The sequence below is a fragment of the Pseudoalteromonas sp. OF7H-1 genome, from assembly GCF_022347825.1.
In the GTDB taxonomy this organism is placed as follows: domain Bacteria; phylum Pseudomonadota; class Gammaproteobacteria; order Enterobacterales; family Alteromonadaceae; genus Pseudoalteromonas; species Pseudoalteromonas maricaloris.
Map to the genome: position 1 here is coordinate 237,532 of NZ_JAKRFX010000003.1, position 19,340 is coordinate 256,871.

The following is a 19,340-nucleotide window of genomic DNA, read 5'->3' on the forward strand; positions in this document are numbered from 1 at the left end:
AATTCACTTGATTAAGCCGATTGGTGTACACCGGTTGACGGGCAATCCACAAAGGATTGCCCTCGAATTACCGAGGATCCTATGATGTTGCAGATCACCCTATTTAACGCCCGCCCACGCTGGCTAAAAGACGCCCAAGGTATCGGCTTTGTACTATTTGCCGCGACCAGTGCGTTTATGACTTACTTTTGTATGTACGCCTTTCGTAAGCCATTTTCGGTCAATACCTATGAAGCCTTTGATAACCCAAGCTGGGTTGTTAACTTTAAAATTGCCCTGATCCTTTCGCAAGTGTTTGGCTACCTATGCGCGAAATTTATCGGCGTTAAAGTGATTGCTGAAATGCAGCATCATTATCGCGGTCGTGCGATTTTGGCCATGATTTTAGCCGCCGAGCTCGCCCTGGTGCTATTTGCCATTACTCCTACGGGCTGGAATCTAGTTTGGCTGTTTGCCAATGGCCTCTCCCTTGGGATGATCTGGGGTTTGGTTTTTAGCTTTTTAGAAGGTCGTAAAACCACCGAAATCTTAGGTGCGGTACTCAGCGTGACTTTTATTCTTGCCTCTGGATTGGTCAGAACTGTGGGCAAATGGCTGGTGAGCGAACTCAATGTGCCAGAACTGTGGATGCCAGCGGCAACCGGAGCGATTTTTCTACCACTGCTTGTACTTAGCGTTGCTTGTCTTAATAGCATTCCTGAGCCTACACAAGAAGATGAACAATTACGACAAAAGCGCGCGCCAATGAATGGCAAAGCACGGCTAGCGTTTTTTAAACAGTATTGGTTTGGAATAACCGTACTGGTGCTTAGCTTTTTACTCTTTACCGGCTTTCGTGACTTTAGAGATAACTTCTCAGCCGAGATCTGGCAGGCCTTAGGGTATGGGCAAGAACCCGCGATTTTTGCTTATGCCGGGATCCGCATCGCCTTTATCGTACTCATTGCCCTTGCCGCATTGGTGTTAATTAAAAATAACCGCATTGCATTTTTTGCCAACCATGGCTTTGTCTTACTCGGGGCTTTACTGCTGGCTGGCAGCACCTATTTATACCAAACCCAAAGTCTCGATCCTAAAACTTGGATGGTACTGCTGGGGGCTGGTCTTTATATCAGTTATATCCCCTATAACTGCTTTTTGTTTGACCGCATGATCTCAGCGGTTGGCTCGACTGCGAACGCCGGTTTTTTGATTTATCTGGCGGATTCGGCGGGCTACATCGGCTCAGTGGGCATTTTGCTCTATAAAACTTTTGCCACACCTGAGCTCAGCTGGCTGCACTTTTTTACCATGGCCTGCTACTGGGTAGCGTTTATCGCAAGCGCCCTCGTAGTGAGTTCAATTATTTATTTTGCCGTGAAATTAAAGCGACCACGTAAGGCGTCAACGCAAGTACGCACCACGGCACTTTCATCACATATTTCCTAGTTAGGAGTCTTAGCAACATGAAACACATTGAAGCGTTAATTTTGGATTGGGCTGGTACTGTGGTCGACTATGGTTCGATTGCCCCTACCAGTATTTTTGTTGAAGCATTTAAGCAAGCGTATCAATTTGATATTTCCTTGGCTGAAGCGCGCGGTCCGATGGGAATGGGCAAATGGGATCACATTAATACTTTGCTACAAACGGACAGTGTCCGCACCCGCTGGATAACGCAATTTGGTCAGGCACCGAGTACGGCAGATGTTGACCATATTTATAAAACCTTTATGCCGCTCCAACAAGCAAAAGTCGCCGACCGAGCTGCCCCCATTCCGGGCGTGCTTGCGGTGATCAAACGATTACAACAACAAGGCGTTAAGATTGGCAGTTGTTCTGGGTATCCCAAGCCTGTGATGGACGTACTAGTGCCAGCCGCTGCCGATTATGGTTATCAGCCAGATTGTGTGGTTGCCAGTGATGAATGTGCGGCTGGCTCTCGCCCAGGCCCCTGGATGGCGTTAGAAAACGTGCAAAGACTTGGCATTAATCGCGTGTCTGGGTGCGTAAAAGTCGATGATTCCGCGCCGGGAATTAGCGAGGGATTAAATGCCGGAATGTGGACCGTTGGACTTGCTTTAACGGGTAATGCGGTGGGACTTAGCGAAGAAGAATGGACTTCGCTCGGTCACGAAGAGCAAAGTACACGTTCCCTTAGTGCTTATCAGCAACTTGGCGAGGCCGGTGCGCACTATGTGATTGATTCACTAGCCGACATCGAAATGGTCTTGGTGGATATTTCTGCTCGTATCGCCCGTGGAGAGCGCCCGTAATGCGTTTTCAGCCTTTTTGGTTTGATGAAGCAATCACTCAAGCCGATATTGAAGCCGCAGCCAGCGCGCCGCCTCATGGCGCGTTGGATACCCAAGTTTGTATCATAGGTGGCGGCTTTACTGGCCTTTGGACAGCCATAACGCTGAAAAAGCAAAAACCTGAGTTGAATATCGCCATTATTGAAAAAGACCTCTGTGGACAAGGTGCTTCGGGTCGAAATGGCGGTGCCATGCTGACATGGTCGACTAAGTTTGCCAGTTTAATTAAAGAGTTTGGCTTAGAACAAGCCTGCTTTTTAGTGCGCCAGTCTGAGCAGGCCGTTCATGATATTAAAGCCTTTACCAGTAAACACGAGATTGAATGTGATTGCCGCGTTGATGGTACTTACTATACGGCTTCAAATCTCAGCCAGCGCAATGCCTTTGGCCCCATTACCACCCTACTTGAGCAACACCAACTTAATGCGTGGCAAACACTGGATAAAGCGCAGTTGCAAGCAACCGGCTCTAATGCCAACCTTGCTGGAATTTACTCCCCCCATGCCGGTAGTGTTCAACCCGCCAAGCTTGTGCGTGGACTGATGAAGGTGGCAAAAAAACTTGGGGTCAAAGTATTTGAACACACCCGCTACCTAAAGCACCAAGGCCAAGACACACTCACCATTACCACAGACAAAGGCGAGATCAGAGCCAATCAGCTAGTATTTGCGGTTAACGCTTGGCTGCCAAGCTTATTGCCGCAGTTTTCTCGCAGTGTGGTGTTGGTTTCGAGCGATATGGCGATCACTACACCAGCGCCTGAAAAGCTTGCGGCAATGAGACTGAACCACGGCGCTCCGGTGATTGATGCACGTATTTTTGTGAATTATTACCGCACCACCTCAAGCGGTCGATTAATGCTTGGCAAAGGCGGAAATTATTTTAGTTTCAATAACCAAGTGAGAGACACCTTTCACCGTGCTAGCCGTTATCAAGCGATTCTTGAACGCTCATTTAGCCATTTTTTTGCACATCACCAGCTCGAGATAGACAGAACCTGGACCGGCCCCTCAGACCGAAGTGTCTCTGGCATGCCTTTCTTTGGTCATTTAAATGGTCAAGCTAATGTGTTTTATGGCAGTGGTTACTCGGGTAACGGCGTGGTGCAATCCTATTTAGGTGGACAAATCTTAGCAAGCCTTCTGCTTAATCAACATAACGACTGGCGTCACTGCGCCTTGGTCAACCAAACGCTTAAACAGTTTCCCGTCGAGCCACTTCGCACCGCGGGGGCCTTATTGGTGAGAAATGCCATTCGCCGTAAAGAAAGCGCTGAGGATAACAACACGCCACCGCATAAACTCGATGTTTGGCTAAGCAAGCTTAGTGGCAGCGCAGCAAAATTAGATCCGAACGTGAAGCAGGAGTATATAAAGTGAATGCCATCGCACAAATAAAACAGCTATTCGAGCAATATGGTCACGCCACCTATGACGAGGCATGTAGCCAAATTTACCATGCCGAGCAATGCGCTACCCTCGCGAAAGAAAATGGTTATGATCAAGCGACCCAAATCGCTGCATTTTTACATGATATTGGCCATTTTGTTGCTCAGTCTCAGAATAACCCCGACTTTACCCCACAAGGGTATAGCAATCATGGCGATTTAGGGGCGGATCATTTGACTCAACTTGGTTTTGATCACGCGGTGACAATGCTAGTACGCAAACACGTAGATGCGAAACGCTATCTGGTGAGTATGGATGAGGAGTATTACCAAACGCTCTCTCCTGCCAGCCAATTAACGCTAACAAGACAAGGCGGAAAGATGAGCAGCGAAGAACTTGCGGCATTCTCCAAGCTACCTGAATTGGACGCCATTATCGCGCTGCGTCGTTTTGATGATTTAGGGAAAGATCCGAGTTTAGCCGTTTTGCCGAGTAGCTATTGGTTTAGCCAGATAGAAGCCTATCTGGCGAGTTAGGCCAATCTGAGTTTACAAGTCTATTTATCCTGTCATAAAACGATAGTAAGCTTGTCACAAAAGGTTTTATCGACTCAATTATGCTGCTTTATCAACGTATTCGAAACCATATTCAAGCGCTGCTCGCCGCTGGCAGCATGACGCCCGGCGCCAAGTTGCCTTCAGAGCGTGCGCTGCAAGAAACATTTAGCTCAACACGGATCACCGTCCGTGAAGCCCTAGCACGACTAGAAGCCGAAGGACTTATCTTTAGCCAAAAGCGCCGCGGCTGGTTTGTCACACCGGAAAAGCTCAAATGGCATCCAGCTAAAAAAGTAAACTTTAACCACCTTGCCATTGAACAAGGCTTTACACCAACAACTCAAGTAGTGGCAATTAATGCCCCTTCCACAGAGCCTGAGTTTAGCCACTCTCATTTTAACGGCCAGCCTGTATATGAATTAACCCGAGTACGCGCGTTAGATGGTCGGGCAATGATGATGGAACAGATCTATTGTGCAGCCGAACGTTTTGCCGACTTACACAGCCAACCGCTGGATGGTTCAATCACACAAGTGATGTCGACCCATTACCAAGTTGACGTCAGCTTTGAACAGTGTGTAATAAGCGTCACCGTACTACCCGATGATGTTGCCGACAAATTAGAAAAGAACAGCGGCGCACCTTGCTTAAAGGTACTGCGCGCCCGCTATGACGCCGAGCAAGCATTAGTGGATTACAATATTGAATATTGGCTCCATGACGCCATAGAAATGATTGTTGAAGGCGTGTAACTCCCGTCCCCGTAGGTCGTGCTTTAGCACGACAACCTTTCCATTACCTGCGGCTGTCCTATTTTAGAAATAGCGCTAAGTTTAAATTTGGTACTCCGACATTTGACAACTGCAAGGAACATCAAGATGGCTAATTTTAATGAGCGACTTAAAGGCCTAGATCTAAGTCGAATAACACAGTTACACTTTCGCCACAATGATGTTTAAATGTGGGGGTTTGATTGATAAAGTCAGTTGCGAATAACCCTCAATAGAAGACAAAATTGGAAATACGGAATTAGCTAATGAAAAAAGTGCATGAATGGATCATGGCTCCTCACATGATAGAAACGTCCTATGCATACCTCTTATCGTCCAAATTGATGTGGCAACACAATATAACTGTTTCAATTGTTCACGCAGCACTATCGTTAGAAATATTGTTTAAAAGCTTTCATGCTGAAGTATCCGGTAATGAAGGGCAAATAAACGAAAAATATAAATTAAAAACTGATGGCATCCTAAAAGGTAAAGACAAACATGATTTATTGAGCCTCTATGATTCACTACCAACAGATATCAAGCGCTTGTTTGAAAGTGACTTTACTAGAGATATGCTTACAAAATACCGCAAAGTTTTTGTGGATAGTAGATATGTTTATGAGAGGGATGCTATTTCTGGGGGGTCAGATGCACTGGCGTCAATTGCTGATATGTTGATCAGGAAAACTGTTGAAATATATAGACAGCGTGGGTGCGATGATATATGGATAACTCAATACCCTAATGTTTAATTTATATTGGAATACGTACCATTGCTTACGCAGTGTTTATTACATACACCAGAGACTTTCCAGCTTCTGTCAGTACAGCGATGTTCTGCGATTTGGTATAACGTGACTTTTCTTAGTTTGCCTCCAGCTTTAATGAGTGCAGAATCATTTTATGGGAAGGTGACAGCCCAGATTAGGCCATCGTTAACACAATTGAAGATTCGCTACTCATTTATTTAGCTAAAGGGGTGTAACCCCCTTAACCCATCGCCGCGTAAAGCGTCTCCTACCCTAACAGCTTACCAGTATTTTGCTTCAGTAATAGTAATCGCCGCGTAAAGTGCCTCCCACCCTAACGGTTTACCAATACTTTGCTTCGGCAATACCCATCGCCGCGTAAAGCGCCTCCTGCCCTAACGGTTTACCAGTATTTTGCTTGTGCGATAGCTTCTAGTAGTCCGCTAATATCTGCGGCATACACTTCGCCAATATTACCGATCCTAAAGCAATCTGCGTTTGATACTTTGCCGGGGTAAATTACATATCCTTTTTGCTTCAATGCTTCATAAAAGCGCTTAAACTCATAGCTTTCGTCATTTGGTGAATAAAAAGAAGTGATAATAGGTGAATGCATGGCTTCTGGTAACAAGGCTTCAAAACCAAGGGCTTTCATGCCGCTAACGAGCTGTTTTTGATTTTCGCTGTAGCGCTTAAATCGCGCAGAAGCGCCTCCCTCTTGCGCCAATTCTTCCAGTGCTTTGGCAAAAGCCCTGACAACATGCGTTGGCGAGGTAAAACGCCATTTACCATGATGATTTTCCATGGTTTTCCACTGGGCGTGAAGATCCAGCGAGAGTGAACGTGCTTGTCCTTCAGAGGCAACCAGCAGCGCCGTTTTTGCGATCACAAAGCCAAAACCCGGAACACCTTGAATACACTTATTTGCTGAGCTAATGAGGATATCGATTTGCCACTCATGCATATCCATCTCAATGCCGCCAAAACTGCTCATGGCATCAAGGATCATTACTTTATTGTGATGTTTCGCAAGCTCAGCTACGCGCTTAGCCGGGTTCAGCATCCCCGTTGTGGTTTCGCAGTGTACCATTGCTACGTGGGTGATCTCAGGGTGTTGCTCAAGCGCTTGTGAGATCTGCTCCAGTTGTGGCAATTCGGTTTCAACAAAGTTGAGCGCTATTACATTAATATTTAGATAATTGGCTATCTCAATAATACGCGCACCATAAGCACCATTATTAATAACCAGTAAAGTGCCAGACTTAGGAATAAAAGTTCCAATAGCCGCCTCTACACTTGCTGTACCACTGCCCTGCATTAAGGTTGCGCTGTAGTCACTGCGATACTGCGGATCTGCAACCGCAATTTCACAAAGCTGCTTGCGAATAACTTGCACCACACCTTGGTTATATTCATCATCCCAAGTACACCAGTCTTGCAACATGGCTTCTTTCACGGTGTGAGAGGTACTGAGCGGGCCTGGTGTCAGGAGTAAATAATTGTTGTTCATAACTTGCCTTTAATCTGGTCTATACCAGAATATTTAACCGAGTTTAGGTGACAACGGCATGACAGTTTTATGAAACTAAGATTGATGTAGTAATGATGTTCAATGAAGCCTCGCCTTTACCCTAAATGGCAAAGGCGAAGAGAAGCAACAGAGGCTCTGGTTATTTATACCCATTTGGATTATTGCTTTGCCAGCGCCATGTATCTTGCATCATGGCATCCAGACCACGCTCTGCATGCCAGCCTAATTCAGATTTGGCTTTTTCAGGCGCAGCGTAACAGGCGGCAATGTCGCCATCGCGACGTGGTTTAATGTCATAGGGTATAGCTTTGCCCGCTGCCTTTTCAAACGCGGTAACCATCTCTAGTACCGAGTAACCATTGCCGGTACCTAAGTTATAGATATGTGTGCCTGTTGCTACTGCGATTTTCTCAAGTGCTTTTAAATGGCCAATAGCAAGGTCAACCACGTGAATGTAATCTCTCACGCCTGTGCCGTCTTTGGTGTCATAGTCGTCGCCAAAGACGCCTAAACTCGCCAGTTTACCAACAGCAACCTGTGAGATGTAGGGCAGTAAGTTATTGGGAATACCATTTGGGTCTTCACCAATTAGCCCCGACTCGTGTGCACCAACCGGATTAAAGTAACGCAAAATAGCAAAGGCCCAACGCGGGTCTGATTTAGCGACATCCTGTAGTAGCATTTCAACCATCAGCTTTGACGTACCATAAGGATTGGTTGTGCCACCAACAGGGAAATCTTCACGAATAGGAAGGCTGGCAGGATCTCCATATACCGTCGCTGACGAGCTAAAAACTAGCTTAAATACATTGGCGTCACGCATTGCATCAAGGAGCGTCAACGTGCCTTGGACGTTGTTTTGATAATACTCGATTGGCTTTTGAACCGACTCTCCAACGGCTTTTAAACCGGCAAAGTGGATCACTTCTTCAATATCATATTGCGCGAATACACTATCAAGAAATGCCTTATCAAGAATATCACCTTGATGAAATGCGGCTTCCTTTCCTACTATCTCAGCGACTCTATGTAATGAAGTCTGCTGAGAATTGCTTAGATTATCTACGACCACTACCTTTTTGCCTTGTTGTAGCAGCTCTAATACAGTGTGAGAGCCAATATAGCCTGCACCACCTGTTACGAGAATCGTCATATCTATTCCTATGGTTGTTGTCTATGCATTGCGTTTAACATGCAATTTAATATATCGCTATCAGTCTTCGCTGTGGCATACAAATGCCAGCTTGTTATCAAAAAAGCTCAAGCGAGAGATCGAAGTCTGACAGTAACTTCTTAAGTTTCTTAATAAGTGGACTTTTTTAGGCGCATTTAAATCCCGGTAATAAATCTTGTTATCCAATGAGTACGCCACTTTATTATCATCCAACCAGGTATAATCTTGCACCTGACTGGGAAGAGCAAAAAATCGCTGAATATGATCGCTCTCTCTGTGGTAGGTTGCGAACCACATCAAGCCATTGACTTGATAAGTAAAAGCAAACACGTCACGCGCACGGTTGTAAGACAAAGTTCGACCAATATCTTCGGCAAGAATTTGTGGTAAATGACCGTTAATATCTGTGTACTGTAAGGTATGCGGAGCACTTTCAGTCGCACCTAAAATAAACATAATCAGATCTTGATTGCTCCCCCAAGCATGATACCCCACAGGTTCAATATGCTCAAAAACACGACTTGGTTTTGTCGCCTGATCAAACGGATAAAACCACAGTTTTTGCTTACCGGATCCCTCAACCACAATCGTCGTTAACCCTTCCCCATTCGGATGCAGTGTGGGTGAATATTCGGAGACAGGGGATTGCGTGAGGTTGGTTGTGTTTTGGCTTTGAAAGTCGTAAAAAAACAGATCCGTTTGGCTATTGCCATCAGCGCTTACTTCCGCGGTATAGTAAACCCCAGAATCAGTCACTAGTGGTTGATTAAAATATGCGGTGTTTTCGGTAATTGGTTTAGCACTGAAATGTTCACCTAATTCAGCTAGCCATATTTGGCTTTTGGGCATGGCTGAATAAGCCGGTAAACAGGACGCGAAAGCGAATAGACAAACTGCGAGCTTCACACGCATTGAAATGGGCATGGACGTTCCTTTGATTTTTCATTGTAGTTATATCACCCTGCTATGATACCCAACACTCGCCCTCAAGCAAAGCTTGCCAAAAACTTTGCTTCGCGTAACATCGAATTAACGGATGATGAAAGCTAAGGCAGATTTATGTCAGACAAACACCCTATTATCGCCATTACTGGTAGTTCAGGCGCAGGCACTACAACAACGACAAGCGCGATAAAACACATATTCCGCAGTCTTAATACCAAAGCCGCCTATGTCGAAGGCGATAGCTTTCATCGCTACACTCGCCCTGAAATGGATAAATTGCGTCGCGAAGCGCTGCAAGAAGGTAAGCACATTAGCTACTTTGGTGAAGAAGCCAATGACTTCGGCGCATTAGAAAGCCTGTTCAAAAGCTATGGCGAAACCGGCAATGGCAAAGTCCGTCGCTACCTTCATACGTTTGACGATGCCGTGCCATTCAATCAGCTACCGGGCACTTTTACTCCTTATCAAGAACTGGAACAAAACACCGATATGCTGTTTTATGAGGGGCTGCACGGCGGTGTCGTGACCCCCGAATATGATGTGGCCAGCAATGTTGATTTATTGATTGGCATGGTGCCTATCATCAACCTTGAATGGATCCAAAAGCTCATTCGCGATACCAATGAGCGCGGCCACTCCAAAGAAGCGGTCATGACGTCAATTGTGCGCTCAATGGATGACTACATTAATCACATTACTCCCCAGTTTTCTCGCACGCATATTAACTTTCAACGCGTGCCTACCGTAGATACTTCTAACCCATTTAGTGCTAAAGACATACCATCATTAGACGAAAGCTTTGTGGTTATCCGCTTTCGTGGCATCGAAGATGTTAATTTCCCTTACTACTTACAAATGATCGAAGGCAGCTTTATGTCTCGTGTAAACACGTTAGTTGTGCCGGGCGGGAAAATGGGGCTGGCAATGGAGTTAGTACTGACTCCACTTATCAAAGAATTATTAGTAAAGAAACGCGCCCTTGAGAATATGGCACCAGTCGATTTACCGATTTAACCCAGCTTATGTTTTGATTAGGAATAATAGCTTCCTTGCATCGCTCCATATCACACTTTACACTGACGCCTTTTAGGGCATCACGAGTAGTTGTTATATGGACGTGCTTACCATTTTAGTGGGGTCTAAAAACCCAGTAAAAATCAATGCTGCAAAAACCATCTTTGCGCAGTACTTTCCCAATGCAAAAATTGACTGTCAGGGTATCTCAGCGCCGAGTCTCGTTGCGGATCAGCCTTTAGGTGAACAAGCCACCCGCGAAGGCGCAGAGAATCGTGTTACTTACTTACAGCAACATCATCAAGCCGATTTTTATTGTGCCATGGAAGGAGGCGCTGCCAAATTTGAATACGGTGCAGCTACTTTCGCTTATGTCGTCATTGCGGATAACCGTCGTACGAGTGTCGGCCGTAGTTGTAATTTGCCGCTACCGGCATCGGTCTACACGCGTCTTGAACAAGGTGAAGAGCTAGGACATGTAATGGATGACCTCTTCAATACCACTAATATCAAGCAACAAGGCGGTGCTATCGGTTTACTAACCAACCATCTTGCCACCAGAGAAAGTAGCTACACGCAAGCCTTATTGCTCGCAATGGCGCCCTTTAATCACCCAGAGATGTATTTATAATGCCGAACTACACACATATTTTATTTGATGCGGATGAAACCTTATTTAGCTTTAATGCCAAACTTGGATTACAAACGCTGTTTGCTCAATATGACATTGTGTTCACTGACGAGGACTATGAGCAGTACAACAGCTTAAATGCGTCACTTTGGGTGCAGTATCAAAATGGTGAAATTGACGCAAAAACACTTCAGATTACGCGCTTTAGCCATTGGGCTGAAAAACTCGATATCGCACCTGAAACACTCAATGCGGGATTCTTGGCAGCGATGGCTGAAATTTGCCAACCGCTACCGGGAGCTAAAGCCTTGCTCGACAGCCTGAAAGGCCAATGTACTTTGGCTATTATTACCAACGGATTTGCCGCGCTTCAGCAAAAGCGCTTAGAGCACACCGGCCTTGTGGATCGTTTTTCTGAAGTGGTGATCTCTGAGTTGGTAGGTAAAGCAAAACCAGATCCGAGTATTTTTGTGCATACGTTAGCGCTGTTGGGAAACCCCGACAAATCCAAAGTATTAATGGTTGGCGACACGCCAGCGAGTGACATTTTAGGCGCAAACCGCTTTGGGATTGATAGCTGTTGGTTAAAGCATGATGGCAAAGTCTGCCCCGACCATATCAAGCCAACCTATACCGTAGAGTCTCTTAAAGAGTTGCAAGCGATTTTAATGGGGTAATACCGTACAATTGTGTGAGAGCAAGCTGACCTGTCGGGTTTTAAAAGCTCGCCGAATAAATCGGCTCCTACCAAAGGTAGAATCGTGTGGGCGCACGTTCATCTTGCAGGTTTTAAAAGCTCGCCGAGTAAATCGGCTCCTACCAAAAGTAGAGCTGAGTAGGAGCAAGTTTACCTTGCGAGCGCTTAAAAGCAGCGCGCTGCTGGATTAAAGTGCTGAGCGCTGTCTTAACACTTCAAATAGACAAACACCGGTCGCAACCGATACATTTAAGCTAGACACGCTACCTACCATCGGGATCTTAACCAGCTCATCGCAATGCTCTCGAGTTAAACGGCGCATGCCATCGCCTTCGGCGCCCATTACAATGGCCATAGGTCCAGTCAGGTTTGCATCAAAAACAGCTGTATCGGTTTCACCTGCAGTACCCACAACCCATACACCGGCTTCTTTAATATCACGCAATGTGCGAGCAAGATTGGTTACTTGGATAAGCGGAACCGTTTCTGCAGCGCCACACGCTACTTTTCTTGCAGTGCCGTTTAGCTTTGCAGACTTATCCTTTGGTACGATAACACCATGTACACCTGCTGCATCAGCACTACGTAGACATGCACCTAAGTTATGCGGATCCGTTACCCCATCAAGTACCAAGAAAAATGGTGTGGTTTCTCTTTGAATGATCTCATCAAGATCTTTTTCATTGTATGCGCGCGCCGCTTTAACATTGGCAATAATGCCCTGATGTTGCTCACCATTCGCTTTGTTATCAAGCGCTTTTCGCTGCATAAACTGCACTGAAATACCAAACTTACGGGCATCGTTTACGACTTGATTTAAACGCTGATCTTCACGTCCCTTAAGTGCATAAATTTCTAAAAAACGCTCCGGCGCGTTATTCAAAATGGCTTCGATTGAATGAAAGCCAAAAATTAATTCGTTACTCACGTTAAAGCTCCCGCTTTATAATCTATTGCGCTTTTTTGCTACGATTTCTTTCGTTTTTACCTGGGCGTTTTGCTTTGCCCTTTGCCGCTTTGGCTTTTTTACTCGTCGATTTTTTCTTCGACTTCAGCGTGCCTGCCTTTTTCGCCTGTTTGAGCTCACCCTTAGGGGTCGTTCTTTTGCGCTTTTTGGCTTTGTCATCGCCTTTATTATCTTTATCGCGACCAGACGTTTCACCGTCACGGCGCTTAGCTCCCGGGATTTTACCCGTTTTTAGCTGCTCACGAACACTACTTGCTGTGCTTTTTGGCGATTTTCGACGCCTCGCATACCTGTCTTGCTGACCTTCTTCAGCTAAAGCTAAGTTGATGCGACGATCGTCCAAGCTAACTGAAGCAACCACAACAGTAAGTTTATCACCGAGTCTAAACACTGTGCGACTATGCTCGCCAATCAAACATTGCTTTGCACCATCAAAGTGGAAGTACTCATGCCCTAAATTGCTAACATGGATCATCCCGTCAATCTGCAGGTCGTCCAACCTCACAAATAATCCAAAGTTGGTGACCGATGAGATCACACCGGTAAATTCATCGCCAACATGATCTTGCATAAATTCACATTTTAACCAATCAGCGACTTCACGAGTGGCGTCATCAGCGCGGCGCTCTGTCATCGAGCACTGCTCACCCAGTTGTTTCACTTCATCTTCATTGTAGATGTAAGCGCCACTCACGGGCTGTTGTTGCTGCTGTAAAATGCCTTTGATTGCGCGGTGTACCACCAGATCCGGATAACGGCGAATAGGTGAGGTAAAGTGTGCATAGGCTTTTAATGCCAAACCAAAGTGGCCAATATTTTCTGGCTGATATACCGCTTGCTTCATTGAGCGCAGTAGCATGGTTTGGATCAATTCTTTTTCAGGACGATCTCCCAATGACTCAAGCGCTTGGGTCAACTCCTCTGGCGACGGATCGTTAGGTAATTGGCTTTCAATACCCAAGTCTTGCAAGAATTGCCTAAACTGGCTCAACCTTTCAGGGTCTGGCTCATCATGAACACGGTACAAGCTATGGGCTTCGTGTTTTTCCAACAGTTTTGCTGCTGACACGTTCGCCAAGATCATGCACTCTTCAATCAGCTTGTGGGCGTCGTTACGAACCACAGGCACGATAGAGTCAATTTTTCGATGGGCATTAAATACAAAGCGCGTTTCTAGGGTTTCAAACTCAATCGCGCCACGCTCCTGCCTTGCAGCCTTCAGCGCCATATACATGTTATGGAGCTCAGTTAGATGAGGCACAAGAGGCTGATAATCCGCTATGAGCTTTTCGTCACCTTGTAAAATCGCATGGACTTTGGTGTAAGTAAGACGAGCGTGAGAGTTCATCACGGCTTCGTAAAAACGGTAGCCAGATAAACGACCCGCTTCGGACACGGTCATTTCCGCAACCATACACAAGCGGTCTACCTTTGGATTCAATGAACATAAACCGTTCGATAGCACCTTAGGTAGCATTGGCACAACTTGCTCAGGAAAATACACTGAGTTACCACGCTCAATCGCTTCTTTGTCAAGCGCAGTGCCTTTACCTACATAATGAGATACATCCGCTATAGCAACCCATAAACGCCAACCTCCTGACTTTTTACGCTCGCAATATACGGCATCATCAAAGTCACGGGCATCTTCACCATCTATGGTCACTAACGGTAAATCGCGCAGGTCGACACGACCTTGTTTGGCTGACTCTTCAACAAACTCACCAAGATTTGCAACTTGTGCTTCTACTTCACTTGGCCACTCATGAGGAATGTCATGATTACGAAGTGCCACCTCAATTTCCATACCCGGTGCCATATGATCGCCGAGCACCTCAAGTACTTTACCCATTGCATTCATTTGTTTGCTAGGGCTTTGAGTGATCTCTACCTGCACCATTTGATTATGGCGAGCACCATTTTCTTGGCCAGGTACGATGATGATATCTTGAGTAATGCGAGGATCTTCTGGCACCACGACTGCCATGCCAAACTCAACAAAATAACGACCGACGACTGGCGCACGCTCTTTTTCAAGTACCCGCACAATACGCGCTTCCACCTTACCACCTGAACCTCGGCTGCCAGCCTTTGCTAACACCCAATCGCCATGCAGCACGCGCTCCATTTGATACTTAGTGATAAACCAATCTTTGGGTTCGCCTTCTACTTCTAAAAAGCCAAAGCCGTCACGGTGTCCAACAACGCGGCCTTTGACTAGACCATCATCACTTGGAATGGTGTAACACTTAAATTTATTGAAGTGCAGTTGACCGTCTCGCTCCATTGCGCGCAAACGGCGTTTAAGCGCAATTTGACGTTCTTCGTCTTGCACTTTTAAATCGTTACACAATTGAGAGAAAGAAGGTGGTTTGGCCGCGCTTTTAATGTGTTCTAAGATAAATTCGCGACTAGGTACTGGATTGTCGTATTTTTGCTGTTCTCTATCGAGATAGGGATCCTGTTTTGGCATTACTGTCTTGTTAAATAAGCTATGCTGTTATTTTAACCCAAAATAGCCTAATGACCTAGGCCAAGATCGATGAATCTTTTTATGCAGATAGATTAACCACTGAATTTGATACCGACTCCAGTGTTGCAATTTGGGCATGAAGTTCTAATAAACGCTCAACTGAGCGTCTAGCAACCATAGCAAGACCGTCCCAATCAACTTGCTCTTCCGAGTAACTTAGCTGCACAGTTGCTGCTTGCACAAGCTCGGCAAAATTCACCATGCCAAGCTCCAGCGCTTCATTTTCAATGTAGGCAAGTTTATCAACGGCTAAGTCAGTTACATTCAACTCTGTGAGCCCTTTAATTTGCGCAATTTCGTACTCAAATCGATCGGCTAAATACATCAATTTCGTCGCCAGCACACCTGAACTTTCACGGTTTGCGAGATCCATAAATCTTGATTGATCAATCAAAGTCTTACATTCTAAGCGAGACGTTGTTTTTACAGTCGCACATTCCAGTGCCGCATATAAACGGCTTGGCATGATAGGCTTAGTTAAACAGTCCTGCATGCCAGCTCGGAGGCATCGCCTTTTTAATTCAGGATCGCCATCACCCGTTAACGCTATCACCTTAACGCTGGAGGTGAAACCAATTTCGTTGAAGCCTTCTTTAAACCACTCAAGACCATTACCATCAGGCAGTCGCATGTCTAACAGAATAATATCGAAATTGTGTTCTAATAGCGCGACTTCAGCTTCTGCAAGGCACTTAGCAATAGAAAACTCACTTACCATATCGTTTAAATAGGTGCTGATCACATCAATATTCATGGGGTTATCTTCAACAACAAGCACATTGAGTGCTAGCTTCTCTGTATTAAATTCCGTGCTCTGTAACGGTGAATCACTACACTGGCAATCTAACTCAAAGCTAAACACTGTGCCATTGCCAAGCTTGCTGTCGACGTTAAGCTCAGAGTCTAGCCCTTTCAGCAGTTGCTTGCATAACGCCAATCCAAACCCCGCACTTTGCGAGATGGATTGTTCGGTGTTTAATGTGACAAAGGGCTCGAAGATCTTTTCCATTTGTACTTCAGTCAGTCCTTTGCCTGTATCTTTGATAGCAAAGCGGATAGTTTGCTTATCCTCAGCGCGACTTGTGCCTTCAAGGATCAGCGTAATAATGCCTTTATCTGTGTACTTAATCGCGTTCGAGAGCAGATTTCTAAGTACCAAGGACAATGTATCTTGCTCGACAACATGAACGTCCTGTGGATACAGGCCTTTAACCTCCACCCTCAAACTCAATCCTTTAGCCAACGCCAGCGGCTGTAAGAGGCGAACTAACTCTTGCGAAAGACTATAAAGCGAGACAGGCACGCGATTTTGCGCCGCATATTCCCCTTTCGCTTGCAATAATACTTGATTGGCTAAGTCTGACATCGACATCGCGGCGTGGACGATAACATCGCATAATTGAGCATGGCGATTGGGCTCACGCGGCACTTTTTTAAGTGATTCTGCATGACCAACAATAGCGTTTAGTGGTGTTCTCAGTTCATGACTTAATAATGTTAAAAACTGTCCTTTTACTTGCGCTGACTGCTCAGCAGCAGTTTTTAACAGGCAGAGTTCTTTTTCACGACGGCTGCTACATAACAGGCATAAAGAAAAACACAACAGCAGCGGCATCGTGCTCACAGAAACAGCAAAAAACTGATTAACCCAATTTGCCGAGACAAGGCTATCTGTCACCGAGTAGCCGCCAAGCATGACCAATCTAAAAGTAAACACGGCTAGTAAGCTCAAGCACGATAGGCCAAACGCCCAATGTGCTGCACTAAACTCCTTCGATAATAACTTTTGTCCTTTATTCAAAGCCCGTAGGCAATAAATCATCGCCATCGCCCAGACTAAGTAGTTGATCCCGACGCGAGCGATAAAATTAAAATCCACGTACAAAAAGTAAGTAAAACTGGGAATACCCAATGCGGCTAATACATACCAAGGCATGTAATTGCTTTTCACACTAAAAAACGCATCAACACCACGAGCCAGATAAAAAAGCCCAAATGCGATAGTGAGATTGGGGATAAAAATTGAGAACGTAATGGGAAGTGTATAGGCGGCCAACAGGCCACATCCAATTGCAGTGAGCGCAATGAAAATAAGCCAATCTCGAGTGCCTGGTAGGCCTTTATTAATAAACCAGTTTACGGCCATAAAAACTGTACAGACCACAGTCGTTATTGCGGTAACTTGAATAAGTAATTTAGGATCCATTATTGCACTCAAAATTAATACATTATTATTACTTGGCGAATGGTGCAGTATATTACCGCACAGCATTATTTTGAAGTATTAACTGGATATATGCTATTACACCTAGTTACAGCCATCCTTTTTGCTTAGCAATTCTTGCTGCATCTACCCGGTTTGTCGCATGTAATTTTGCGATAGCATCGGATAAATAATTCCTTACTGTTCCCTCGCTCAAAAATAGCTGCCCTGCGATTTCAGCGGTTTTTAATCCTTCACTAGCTAAACGTAATGCTTTGCGTTCCTTATCGGTAAGTGGATCAGCATCTTCCAAAGCGTACAAAGCCAGCTCTGGGTCAATAACCTTATATCCATTCATGACCTTTTTCAGCGTTGATAGCAAGTACTCACTTGGAGCTTCTTTTAATACAAAACCATTTACCCCTAAAGTGATCGCGCGACGAATATAACCCGCTTTAGAAAAGGTCGTCATGATAACTACTTTTGTGTCTGGCATTTTTTGTTGTAAGTGCTGAGCAAGCTCAAGTCCAGTGACTTCTGGCATTTCAATATCCGTTAGCACGATATCAGGCGTTAACTTTGCTAACTTTTCCTTTGCAACTTGACCATTTTCAGCTTCGCCAACCACTTCTATCTCTCTATCTAAGCTCAATAATGCCGCGATAGCCCCTCTTACTAATGCTTGATCTTCAACAATAAAAACTTTGATCATCCTGCTTCCCCTAGTACCGCCTTAAAGTATCCGCCCTGTTCGGTATGATAAAATAATTGGCCACCACATTCTTTCAATCTGGTACGGATCCCCATTAAACCATTTCCTTCTTTTATGGACTTTATAGAACCATTATCTTTAATTTCTACAAAGACATTATTGTCAGTTTGCCGCAGTGTGAAGCAAACCTTATCAGCATCGCTGTGACGAATAATGTTGGTGCATATTTCTTTAGCAAAAAAGCACAAACAGGCTTCGCTTACTTTATCTAAAGTGACCGCCTGCAATTCTAGCGTTACGGCAATGCCCTTATCTTTTAGCCTTGAAGCCAAAATGTGCAGCTGAGCATCAAGCGCTAGCTGATGATAGCCGGTGACGGCTTGGCGCACTTCGCTTAGTGCTTCTCTCGCTAAGTCTGCAACCTGCTGCGCTTCTGATTGCGCTTGCTCTAATGCATTTGCAGCAGCAAATTTACTCGCCAGCTCCGCTTTTAATGCTATCGAGCTGAGTGAATGGCCGAGTAAATCATGTAGGTCGCGCGCAATACGCTCTCGCTCAGCCACGGCGCCTAATCGCTTAATCTCCTCTTCACTTTGCCTCTGCAACTCTTTGTGTACTCGCTCTCGGTGTGACATCCAACCAAAAATAAAGAGTCCACACGCCACACACAGTGCAGGCATCAAGAAATAAACCGTTTGCTGGGTCGCGATAAATTTAGCCGTTAGCAATACCAACGCTATGATGACCAGCATCGCAATGATTTTATAGCGAGGCAAAAAATTAAAACCGCAGAAAAAAGCAATAAAGCCAAATAACGAACTCGTCCCGGTCGTCACCCAACTACCTGCGACACAAAGCCCTGCCATCAACACTAAATTCATCACCAACGCATTGCCCGTTTTTGTAATACTCTGCCAATAGAGCACGACAAAACTAAGGTACACAACAACCTGCAACGCAATATTAACTGCACTCAATTGCGCCCAGTTAAATATCAATGGGAAAAAATAAAAGGTTGAAAATATAAGGGGTCCGGCATTCCAAAATGAGCGCCGTTTCTCAACTAGGGTAAATTCTGTGGTTATGGACACAAGCTTCTCTGATTCACTCTTTTTATTATTATTTACGTTTAAGCGCAGAATGTTGAGTGACAAGTGTCAACAATCTTGTCA

17 protein-coding genes are annotated in these 19,340 nt (G+C 45.2%); 9 read left to right on the forward strand and 8 right to left on the reverse strand.

Annotation, left to right across the window (positions count from 1 at the left end):
* Positions 1 to 81 precede the first annotated feature (81 nt).
* The 6 genes from MHN30_RS05290 to MHN30_RS05315 all read left to right on the forward strand — a co-directional run bounded on the left by MHN30_RS05290 (position 82) and on the right by MHN30_RS05315 (position 5,764).
* Entirely contained in the window at positions 82 to 1,428 is a 1,347-nt protein-coding gene (locus MHN30_RS05290; protein ID WP_239358833.1) for a DUF5690 family protein, read from the forward strand.
* A 17-nt stretch (positions 1,429 to 1,445) separates the two neighbouring features.
* Complete coding sequence (gene phnX, locus MHN30_RS05295; RefSeq protein ID WP_239358834.1) at positions 1,446 to 2,255, forward strand: phosphonoacetaldehyde hydrolase; 810 nt, start codon at positions 1,446 to 1,448, stop codon at positions 2,253 to 2,255.
* A complete protein-coding gene (locus MHN30_RS05300) occupies positions 2,255 to 3,673 on the forward strand; it encodes an FAD-dependent oxidoreductase (protein ID WP_239358836.1) in 1,419 nt (472 codons plus the stop codon). Before phnX ends, MHN30_RS05300 begins: the two co-directional genes overlap by 1 nt.
* A complete protein-coding gene (locus MHN30_RS05305) occupies positions 3,670 to 4,218 on the forward strand; it encodes an HD domain-containing protein (RefSeq protein ID WP_239358838.1) in 549 nt (182 codons plus the stop codon). The genes MHN30_RS05300 and MHN30_RS05305 overlap by 4 nt, the downstream gene beginning before the upstream one ends.
* Before the next feature lie 80 nt (positions 4,219 to 4,298).
* Positions 4,299 to 4,991 carry a UTRA domain-containing protein gene (locus tag MHN30_RS05310; protein ID WP_239358840.1) on the forward strand — a complete coding sequence of 231 codons (693 nt, stop codon included), beginning with the start codon at positions 4,299 to 4,301 and terminating at the stop codon, positions 4,989 to 4,991.
* Positions 4,992 to 5,275: 284 nt separating this feature from the next.
* Positions 5,276 to 5,764 carry a hypothetical protein gene (locus tag MHN30_RS05315; protein ID WP_239358842.1) on the forward strand — a complete coding sequence of 163 codons (489 nt, stop codon included), beginning with the start codon at positions 5,276 to 5,278 and terminating at the stop codon, positions 5,762 to 5,764.
* Between the two features lie 400 nt (positions 5,765 to 6,164).
* Here the strand turns inward: MHN30_RS05315 and phnW are convergent, their stop codons facing one another.
* The 3 genes from phnW to MHN30_RS05330 all read right to left on the reverse strand — a co-directional run bounded on the left by phnW (position 6,165) and on the right by MHN30_RS05330 (position 9,390).
* Positions 6,165 to 7,271 carry a 2-aminoethylphosphonate--pyruvate transaminase gene (gene phnW, locus MHN30_RS05320; RefSeq protein ID WP_193522312.1) on the reverse strand — a complete coding sequence of 369 codons (1,107 nt, stop codon included), beginning with the start codon at positions 7,269 to 7,271 and terminating at the stop codon, positions 6,165 to 6,167.
* Positions 7,272 to 7,431: 160 nt separating this feature from the next.
* The gene (galE, locus tag MHN30_RS05325) at positions 7,432 to 8,445 is read right to left on the reverse strand and encodes a UDP-glucose 4-epimerase GalE (RefSeq protein ID WP_130126951.1); all 1,014 of its coding nucleotides are present in this window, start codon (positions 8,443 to 8,445) and stop codon (positions 7,432 to 7,434) included.
* Between the two features lie 60 nt (positions 8,446 to 8,505).
* On the reverse strand, positions 8,506 to 9,390 hold the full coding sequence (locus MHN30_RS05330; protein WP_239358844.1) for a hypothetical protein: 885 nt from the start codon (positions 9,388 to 9,390) through the stop codon (positions 8,506 to 8,508).
* Positions 9,391 to 9,525: 135 nt separating this feature from the next.
* On the opposite strand from MHN30_RS05330, the gene MHN30_RS05335 reads away from it, so the two are divergent.
* From MHN30_RS05335 to yjjG, 3 genes are all read left to right on the forward strand, one after another.
* Positions 9,526 to 10,425, forward strand: a complete 900-nt coding sequence (locus tag MHN30_RS05335; RefSeq protein ID WP_010368692.1) for a phosphoribulokinase — start codon at positions 9,526 to 9,528, stop codon at positions 10,423 to 10,425.
* Positions 10,426 to 10,522: 97 nt separating this feature from the next.
* Positions 10,523 to 11,056, forward strand: coding sequence for an inosine/xanthosine triphosphatase (gene yjjX / locus MHN30_RS05340; protein WP_010368694.1), 534 nt, complete (start codon positions 10,523 to 10,525; stop codon positions 11,054 to 11,056).
* A complete protein-coding gene (gene yjjG / locus MHN30_RS05345) occupies positions 11,056 to 11,733 on the forward strand; it encodes a pyrimidine 5'-nucleotidase (protein WP_239358846.1) in 678 nt (225 codons plus the stop codon). Before yjjX ends, yjjG begins: the two co-directional genes overlap by 1 nt.
* A gap of 207 nt (positions 11,734 to 11,940) precedes the next feature.
* On the opposite strand, the gene rlmB is transcribed toward yjjG, so the two are convergent.
* The 5 genes from rlmB to MHN30_RS05370 form a co-directional block, all read right to left on the reverse strand.
* Complete coding sequence (gene rlmB / locus MHN30_RS05350; RefSeq protein ID WP_010368698.1) at positions 11,941 to 12,681, reverse strand: 23S rRNA (guanosine(2251)-2'-O)-methyltransferase RlmB; 741 nt, start codon at positions 12,679 to 12,681, stop codon at positions 11,941 to 11,943.
* 22 nt (positions 12,682 to 12,703) lie between these two features.
* On the reverse strand, positions 12,704 to 15,193 hold the full coding sequence (rnr, locus tag MHN30_RS05355) for a ribonuclease R (RefSeq protein ID WP_239358848.1): 2,490 nt from the start codon (positions 15,191 to 15,193) through the stop codon (positions 12,704 to 12,706).
* Between the two features lie 79 nt (positions 15,194 to 15,272).
* On the reverse strand, positions 15,273 to 17,459 hold the full coding sequence (locus MHN30_RS05360) for an ATP-binding protein (protein ID WP_239358850.1): 2,187 nt from the start codon (positions 17,457 to 17,459) through the stop codon (positions 15,273 to 15,275).
* 106 nt (positions 17,460 to 17,565) lie between these two features.
* The gene (locus tag MHN30_RS05365) at positions 17,566 to 18,168 is read right to left on the reverse strand and encodes a response regulator transcription factor (protein WP_239358852.1); all 603 of its coding nucleotides are present in this window, start codon (positions 18,166 to 18,168) and stop codon (positions 17,566 to 17,568) included.
* Positions 18,165 to 19,259, reverse strand: a complete 1,095-nt coding sequence (locus MHN30_RS05370) for a sensor histidine kinase (protein ID WP_239358854.1) — start codon at positions 19,257 to 19,259, stop codon at positions 18,165 to 18,167. The genes MHN30_RS05365 and MHN30_RS05370 overlap by 4 nt, the downstream gene beginning before the upstream one ends.
* Positions 19,260 to 19,340: the final 81 nt, after the last annotated feature.

Coding starts and splice junctions, on each gene's coding strand:
- MHN30_RS05290 (WP_239358833.1), top strand. CDS start 82: ATGATGTTGCAGATCACCCTATTTAACGCCCGCCCACGCTGGCTAAAA.
- phnX (WP_239358834.1), top strand. CDS start 1,446: ATGAAACACATTGAAGCGTTAATTTTGGATTGGGCTGGTACTGTGGTC.
- MHN30_RS05300 (WP_239358836.1), top strand. CDS start 2,255: ATGCGTTTTCAGCCTTTTTGGTTTGATGAAGCAATCACTCAAGCCGAT.
- MHN30_RS05310 (WP_239358840.1), top strand. CDS start 4,299: ATGCTGCTTTATCAACGTATTCGAAACCATATTCAAGCGCTGCTCGCC.
- MHN30_RS05315 (WP_239358842.1), top strand. CDS start 5,276: ATGAAAAAAGTGCATGAATGGATCATGGCTCCTCACATGATAGAAACG.
- phnW (WP_193522312.1), bottom strand. CDS start 7,271: ATGAACAACAATTATTTACTCCTGACACCAGGCCCGCTCAGTACCTCT.
- galE (WP_130126951.1), bottom strand. CDS start 8,445: ATGACGATTCTCGTAACAGGTGGTGCAGGCTATATTGGCTCTCACACT.
- MHN30_RS05330 (WP_239358844.1), bottom strand. CDS start 9,390: ATGCCCATTTCAATGCGTGTGAAGCTCGCAGTTTGTCTATTCGCTTTC.
- MHN30_RS05335 (WP_010368692.1), top strand. CDS start 9,526: ATGTCAGACAAACACCCTATTATCGCCATTACTGGTAGTTCAGGCGCA.
- yjjX (WP_010368694.1), top strand. CDS start 10,523: ATGGACGTGCTTACCATTTTAGTGGGGTCTAAAAACCCAGTAAAAATC.
- yjjG (WP_239358846.1), top strand. CDS start 11,056: ATGCCGAACTACACACATATTTTATTTGATGCGGATGAAACCTTATTT.
- rnr (WP_239358848.1), bottom strand. CDS start 15,193: ATGCCAAAACAGGATCCCTATCTCGATAGAGAACAGCAAAAATACGAC.
- MHN30_RS05360 (WP_239358850.1), bottom strand. CDS start 17,459: ATGGATCCTAAATTACTTATTCAAGTTACCGCAATAACGACTGTGGTC.
- MHN30_RS05365 (WP_239358852.1), bottom strand. CDS start 18,168: ATGATCAAAGTTTTTATTGTTGAAGATCAAGCATTAGTAAGAGGGGCT.